Annotated in this window: 6 protein-coding genes; all 6 read left to right on the plus strand. The window is 71.6% G+C overall.

Going from position 1 to position 5,977, the window contains the following annotated elements; translation table 11 throughout:
• A partial coding sequence (locus ACFU8Q_RS38090) for a hypothetical protein (RefSeq protein WP_384463733.1) occupies positions 1 to 230 on the plus strand: 230 nt, incomplete at its 5' end.
• A 33-nt stretch (positions 231 to 263) separates the two neighbouring features.
• Positions 264 to 1,670, plus strand: coding sequence for a hypothetical protein (locus ACFU8Q_RS38095; RefSeq protein WP_384463736.1), 1,407 nt, complete (start codon positions 264 to 266; stop codon positions 1,668 to 1,670).
• The gene (locus ACFU8Q_RS38100; protein WP_384463738.1) at positions 1,670 to 2,689 is read left to right on the plus strand and encodes a hypothetical protein; all 1,020 of its coding nucleotides are present in this window, start codon (positions 1,670 to 1,672) and stop codon (positions 2,687 to 2,689) included. Before ACFU8Q_RS38095 ends, ACFU8Q_RS38100 begins: the two co-directional genes overlap by 1 nt.
• Positions 2,686 to 3,921 carry a carbohydrate ABC transporter substrate-binding protein gene (locus ACFU8Q_RS38105; protein ID WP_384463741.1) on the plus strand — a complete coding sequence of 412 codons (1,236 nt, stop codon included), beginning with the start codon at positions 2,686 to 2,688 and terminating at the stop codon, positions 3,919 to 3,921. The genes ACFU8Q_RS38100 and ACFU8Q_RS38105 overlap by 4 nt, the downstream gene beginning before the upstream one ends.
• 152 nt (positions 3,922 to 4,073) lie before the next feature.
• The gene (locus tag ACFU8Q_RS38110; protein WP_384463743.1) at positions 4,074 to 5,657 is read left to right on the plus strand and encodes an acyl-CoA carboxylase subunit beta; all 1,584 of its coding nucleotides are present in this window, start codon (positions 4,074 to 4,076) and stop codon (positions 5,655 to 5,657) included.
• A gap of 66 nt (positions 5,658 to 5,723) precedes the next feature.
• Positions 5,724 to 5,927 carry an acyl-CoA carboxylase subunit epsilon gene (locus ACFU8Q_RS38115; protein WP_384463746.1) on the plus strand — a complete coding sequence of 68 codons (204 nt, stop codon included), beginning with the start codon at positions 5,724 to 5,726 and terminating at the stop codon, positions 5,925 to 5,927.
• Positions 5,928 to 5,977: the final 50 nt, after the last annotated feature.

The raw sequence follows: 5,977 nt of genomic DNA on the forward strand, positions 1-5,977 counted from the left end.
GCACCGAACTGTTCGAGTGGAAGCTCGACGTAGTCCGCGCCGCCGCCCCCGCCACCCGGCGCGGCCGGTGGCGGTGGGGACTGCCCCCGCCGCCGGTCCCCGGGGAACGGGCCGTGCGCGAGGAACTGGAGCAGTGCTACCGCTGGCTGGCCCGGCAGCGCCAGAAACCCGCCGAGTACGAGCGGCTGATCGACCTCTCGCACGCGGTCCGTCCGCAGACCCGCGTCTGAACCCGAGCCCGACGTATCCCTGGAGGCAGTTCCATGGGCCGCACCGCTCCCTCGCCCGGCCTCGAACCCGGTCTGCTCGTCGAGGTCCCCGAGAAGCATCCGCCGGGCGACGACGTCCGGATCGAAGCCCATGTGCGGGTCGAGGCGGTCGCCGTCGGGCCCCGGGACGCGATTCCGGCCGCCGAACTCGCCCTCGTCATCGCGGTGGACGTCGCCGCCCCGCGCCGCGCCGGGGCCGTCGACGCGCTGGCCGACGCCGTGGGCGCGCTGCCCGACGGAATCTCCTACACGGTGCTGGGCGGCGAAGCCTCCCGGTGCTACCCGCTGCGGGGCCGGCTGGCGATCGCGGATCCGGACGACCGGCGCCACGCCGCGTTCAGCGTCGGCCGGATCGCCGCGGCCGACGCCGGGCGCCGTCCGCCCGGATACGCCCGCTGGCTGGCCCGGGCGCGCGAACTGTTCGTCGCCTGCGAGTTCCCCGTACGGCATCTCGTGCTGATCACCGACGGGAGCGGCCGCGGCGACGAGGACGACGCCCACCGCGAGGACAGCGCACTGAGCACCGAACTCGCCCGCTGTGAAGGTGAGTTCACCGCGGATGTGCTCGCGCTGGGGGAGGCCTGGGACCCGGCTGCGCTGCTCGCCGTCGCCGAACGGCTGCACGGCGACGCCGCGTACGCCCCCGATGCGTTCGCCCCCGCCGTCGACGCGGCCGTCGTCCGGCTGCGCCGGATCCGCAGCCCCGCGCTCGCCCTCACGGTCGCGGTACGGCCGGCGGTCCGTGAGGTGACGCTCACCGAGACCGCTCCCCGCCAGCAGCGGCTCGAACCGGCGGGCGACGGGGACGATCCACGCCGGCTGGAATTCCTCACCCATCAATGGAAGCCGGAGACCCGCGACTACCTCCTCACCCTCCGGGTGGACGCGAGCAACGACCCGCTCGGGGTGCCGCTCCAGCTCGCCACCGTCACCGTCGGCGACCTCACCGAACCGGTCGTCGTCCGCTGGCTGCCGTCGGGAACCGCCGAGGCCACGGCGGGCCATGCGGGCGGCGCGGACCGCAGCGTCCACGCCATGAACGCCTCCACCGAGATCCGGGCCGCCCTCAGGCGCGCGTACGACGCCCTCGACCTGGACCGGCGCGAGGAGGCCGAGGAACAATTCGGACGCGCGGTCAGGCTGGCCGCGGAGATCGGCGCGTCCTGGGTCCGGGCCGAGGTCCGCAACGTCGCCGAGATCGTCGACGAGCGGCAGGGGAGGGTCAGGATCGGGCCGACCGTCGACCGGGGCACCGTCCGCCGGGGGCGGCTGAGCATCGCCTCCGCACACCTGGTGGAACCGTCCGAAAGCCCGGCCGGGACGACGGCCCGCTGCCCGGAGTGCGAACACCCGGCCGGTCCCGCCGCGCTGTTCTGCATCGCCTGCGGGCGGCGGCTGTGATGTCCGGGCCGACCCGGTGGATCGGCGCGCTGCGGACCCGCCGGTCCGGCGGGTCACGGACCCGGCGGCTCCTGGAGCGGCATCTGACCGTGTTGCTGGCGCTCGCCCTGTTCTCGATGAGCGTCCTGCTGGTCTCGTACCGCGAAGTGCAGATCTCGGCGGGCGAGATGCGCACCCGGGGCGCACCCGCCGTGCAGGGAGTGGCCGCCACCCAACTCGCCCTGCTGCGCGCCCATCAGGAGGCCCAGCTCTCCGTCAGGCAGGACATCGACAGCGTGGTCGGGGCCGGAGCGCGCTACGAGAACCAGCTCTCCGCCGCCGCCCAGGGCCTCTCCCGGCTCAACGACGTACAGCTGGACGGGGAGCGCGGCCGCGGGGCGCTCGAAACCGTCAACGGTCTGCTGACCTCGTACAGCAGCTCCATCACCCCCGGTGCGGTGAAGTACGTGTCGGACGAGCCGATGCAGCGGGAGAAGTTCGCGGAGGCCGAGACGATCCTCAGCCGCGAGGGCACCGGTGTGGTGCCCCGCCTCGACGTCCTCCAGGACCACCAGATGCAACGGATCGACACCGTCAGCTCTCTGGGCACCCTCCGCCGGACCGGCTGGGCGATCTCCGAACTCGCCCTGCTGGCCATGGCGTTGACCACCCTGTCCGCGCTCCGGGTACTGCGCCGTCGCTGCGGGCGCAGCTTCGACCCCTGGCTGCTGACCACCCTGCTGGCCACGGTCGTGCTGGCGGTGTTCCCGCTGTGGGCGACCACGAACACTCAGCAGCGGCTGGACACCGCCCACGCCGGGCTCGTCAGGATCGAGCGACGGGCCCACGCCGATGGTGACCTGGCCAAGTCCCAGCAGTACGTCACCGACGAGTCGGCGAGCGTGCGCGCCGATCTCGCCGCCCAGGGCTGGCAGAGCTGGACCTATTACGGCGCGCTGGGCGGCGGCGCGCTGATCGTCCTGCTGCCCGGCGTCGGTATCGGCCGGCGCCTCAACGCCGACTACTGGAGGGCCGGATGATCCCGCGCGCCCGCGCCGTTCTGCTCGTGGTGGCGCTGCTCCTGGCCGCGGCGGGCTGCGGGCTCGCCGCCCCGGGCGGCAGCGACGAAGTGCCCAAGGTCACGATCCTCGGCCCGTGGACCGACAACCAGGAGAAGCAGTTCAAGGACGTCCTGAACGGTTTGGGCATCCCGTACGCCTACCAGGGCACGGCCGCCACCCGGGAAGTCCTGCTGGCCGAGGTGCAGGCGGGCAATCCGCCCGACATCGCGATCCTGCCGGGCGTCGGAGAGCTCGTCGAGTACGCCGCCGAGAACCGGCTGCGGTCCCTGCGCGACCTGTACGAGCCGGGGGAGTACGGCAAACCCTGGCAGCCCGAGGCACAGGGCATCGCCGACGACCTGTGGGTGCCGCTCAAGGCCGACCTCAAGAGCATCGTCTGGTACCGCAAGGACCGGCCCCCGCCCTCCTACCCCGCGCCACTGACCTCCTGGTGCATCGGCATGGGCGACGACGGGTCCTCCGGCTGGCCGGGCAGCGACTGGATCGAGGACCTGATCCTGCAGACCGCGGGCCCGGTGCTGTACGAGCGCTGGGCGACCGGCGACATCGACTGGGTGGACGCCCCGGTGATGAACGCCTGGACCAGGTGGGCCGGGCTGCTCGCCCAGGACCCGACGGCCGCCGCGCGCGCACTGATCGCCGACCACCGGGGCAGCCCCGGCGGGTACGGGCTGCTCTTCGGCGGCGGCTGTGATCTGGAACACCAGGGCTCGTTCGCCCGTTCGTTCTACGGGGACCGGAAGGAGAGCGCCGCCTTCACGGACTCCGCGCCGCTGCTGCCCGGCGGCCCCTCCATGAAGGGCCGTGAGGTGTCCGCCGACTTCGCCGCCCTGTTCGGCCGGTCCGACCGGGCCCGCGATCTGCTCCGGCGGCTCACCTCCCGCAAGGCCCAGGAGGAGTGGGGCCGCAAGGCCGGGGTATTCTCGCCGAACTCCGCCGTGCACGCCAAGAACGGGGCGGTCGAGAAGCAGATCAGCGCCCGGCTCACCGACCATCGGGTGCCACTCTGCCTGGACGCCTCCGACGTCATGCCGGCCGCCGTGCGGGACGCCTTCTACGAGGCAGTCCTGCTGACCATCGCTCACCCCGGCGACCCGGTGCGGGAGCGTCTGGAGGCGATCCAGAAGGTGCAGGACGCCCAACCGGCGGACACCCCGAGGCTGACACGGGTGTGCAGTAGACCACAGTGAGTCTTTGTCGGACCCGCACAAAGACGGCCCTACGGGGGCTGGTACATCGCCTGCATGAGGCCGGACTTCTGTAAGGCTCCACCAGGAAACGGGTCAGGAGACTGTACGGAGTCGACGCAGGATTTACTTGTCCGGCTTCGTAGGGTCGGTACATGACCGTTGTGGACGAAACCCCGGGCGAGCCGAGCGACACCCGTGGCCGTGTGGCCGAACTGCTGGCACTGCGCGAGCAGGCCCGTCGCGGACCGAGTGACCGGGCGACCGAGGCGCAGCACGCCAAGGGCAAGCTGACGGCGCGTGAGCGCATCGAGCTGCTGGTCGACCCGGGTTCGTTCAAGGAGGTCGAGCAGCTGCGCCGGCACCGGGCGACCGGCTTCGGCCTGGAGGAGAAGAAGCCGTACACCGACGGTGTCATCACCGGCTGGGGCACGGTCGACGGCCGGACCGTCTTCGTCTACGCGCACGACTTCCGGATCTTCGGCGGTGCCCTGGGCGAGGCCCACGCCACCAAGATCCACAAGATCATGGACATGGCCATCTCGGCCGGTGCCCCGCTCGTCTCGCTGAACGACGGCGCGGGCGCCCGTATCCAGGAGGGCGTCAGCGCGCTCGCCGGATACGGCGGCATCTTCCAGCGCAACACCAAGGCCTCCGGCGTCATCCCGCAGATCAGCGTGATGCTCGGCCCGTGCGCGGGCGGCGCGGCCTACAGCCCCGCCCTCACGGACTTCGTGTTCATGGTCCGCGAGACCTCCCAGATGTTCATCACCGGACCGGACGTCGTGAAGGCGGTCACCGGCGAGGAGATCACCCAGAACGGCCTCGGCGGCGCCGATGTGCACGCCGAGACCTCGGGCGTCGCGCACTTCGCGTACGACGACGAGGAGACCTGCATCGCCGAGGTCCGCTACCTGATCGGGATGCTGCCGTCCAACAACCGGGAGAACCCGCCCGCCGTGGCGAGCGACGACCCGGCCGACCGGCGCGGCGACGTCCTGCTGGACCTGGTGCCGGCCGACGGCAACCGCCCGTACGACATGCACAAGGTCATCGAGGAGCTCGTCGACGACGGCGACTACCTGGAGATCCACGAGCGCTGGGCCCGCAACATCATCTGCGCCCTGGCCCGTCTGGACGGCCAGGTCGTCGGCATCGTCGCCAACCAGCCGCAGTCCCTCGCCGGTGTCCTGGACATCGAGGCGTCGGAGAAGGCGGCTCGGTTCGTCCAGATGTGTGATGCATTCAACATTCCCATCATCACCCTTTTGGACGTACCCGGCTTTCTACCCGGGGTCGATCAGGAGCACGGTGGAATCATTCGGCACGGTGCGAAGCTGCTCTACGCGTACTGCAACGCCACGGTGCCGAGGATCTCGCTGATCCTGCGCAAGGCCTACGGCGGTGCGTACATCGTGATGGACAGCCAGTCCATCGGTGCGGATCTGACGTACGCCTGGCCGACCAACGAGATCGCGGTGATGGGCGCCGAAGGCGCCGCCAACGTCATCTTCCGCCGGCAGATCGCCGACGCCCAGGACCCGGAAGCCATGCGGACCCGCATGGTCAAGGAGTACAAGGCCGAACTGATGCATCCGTACTACGCCGCCGAGCGCGGCCTGGTCGACGACGTCATCGACCCCGCCGAGACCCGCGAGGTGCTGATCGCCTCGCTCGCCATGCTCCGCACCAAGCACGCCGACCTGCCGTCCCGCAAGCACGGCAACCCCCCGCAGTAGTCCGCGGCCCCCGCAGCAACCCTGCCGGACCCGCGAAGACCTGCCGAGAAGACGGAGAAACCGCCCATGAGCACTGCCACCGAGTCCGTGCTGCGTGTCGAGAAGGGTCTTGCCGACCCCGAGGAGCTGGCCGCCATAACCGCGGTCCTGCTCGCCCGCGCAGCCGCCCAGCCCGCCGAGCCCGCTGCCCACCGAGGCCGCAGCACCGCCGGCTGGCGCCGCCTGGAACGCACCCCGGGCTTCCGCGCCCCGCACTCCTGGCAGGGCTGACAGACGCCGCATGCGTGAGGCCCCGCACTCCTCCGGTCGAATTCCGGGAG

This window comes from Streptomyces sp. NPDC057543 (genome assembly GCF_042801895.1).
GTDB lineage: Bacteria > Actinomycetota > Actinomycetes > Streptomycetales > Streptomycetaceae > Streptomyces.